1 protein-coding gene is annotated in these 1134 nt (G+C 57.8%); it reads left to right on the top strand.

Annotated features, from left to right (window positions below):
* Positions 1-1005, top strand: a 1005-nt coding sequence (gene tnpC / locus AAIR21_RS27690) for an IS66 family transposase (protein ID WP_434682814.1), incomplete at its 5' end; no start/stop codon positions are given.
* Positions 1006-1134: the final 129 nt, after the last annotated feature.

Raw genomic sequence — 1134 nt, 5'->3', positions numbered from 1 at the left:
GTGGGCAGCAGCCTGCTGGCCCGTATCCTGGTCGGAAAATATGTGGAGCACACGCCGCTGTACCGACAGTCTGAAATCTACGCCCGTCATGGGCTGGCGCTGAGCCGTAACACGATGGTCCGCTGGGTCGCGATGATGGGCAACCGGCTTCGTCCGCTGTATGAGGCGCTCAACCAGTACGTTCTGCAGGCTGGCAAGGTGCACACTGATGACACGCCGGTCAGGGTGCTGGAGCCCGGGAGTGGTAAAACGCGAACCGGTCGGCTGTGGGTCTACGTCCGGGATGACCGCAACGCCGGGGTGACAGAACCGCCAGCTGTCTGGTTCTCGTACTCAGCGGACCGGAAGGGGGAACACCCGCAGCGACATCTCTCCGGGTACAGAGGCGTGCTTCAGGCCGATGCGTACGGCGCTTACGACGCGCTGTATGAGTCCGGGCACATCAGAGAAGCGGCGTGCATGGCGCATGCCAGACGAAAAATCCATGATGAGCATGCGCGACGACCGACAGACATGACGAATGAAGCACTGAAACGCATAGCCGCGCTGTACGTTATCGAAGCCGAAATCCGTGGGCTCCCTCCAGGTGAAAGACTGATAGCCAGAAAGGAGCGGACGGTACCACAGATGCAGTCGTTGCATGACTGGGTCCTGGAGCAGATGAAAACACTGTCGGTTCACGCTGAGATGGCGAAGGCGTTCACGTACATGCTGAAACAATGGGATGCGCTGAACGAATACTGCCGCAACGGTCAGGTGGAAATCGACAATAACATCGGCGAAAACGCGCTGCGTACAGTGGCCGTTGGCAGAAAAAATTATCTCTTCTTCGGTTCTGATAACGGCGGTGAGTCTGCAGCAATCATCTACAGCCTGCTCGGCACCTGCAAGCTGAACGGCGTGGAGCCGGAAGGCTGGCTGCGTGAGGTCATCGGCAAGCTCAACGACTGGCCTTCAAACCGGGTACATGAGCTGCTCCCCTGGAACCTCTCTTCTGTAAAATAATCCTTACGACCACGCTCAGGACGGAGCGCTTACGGATGTGCTGCAGAAAAGCGTTTAACTGACTGTCCGCAATATCATGCTCGATACCGATGTTAAGGGGCTGTCGGTGCCTCTCCCGTCTGAAGCTAC

Source organism: Enterobacter sp. PTB (assembly GCF_051130085.1).
In the GTDB taxonomy this organism is placed as follows: Bacteria; Pseudomonadota; Gammaproteobacteria; order Enterobacterales; family Enterobacteriaceae; genus Enterobacter; species Enterobacter ludwigii.
This window is presented reverse-complemented; position numbering and strand designations above follow the sequence as displayed.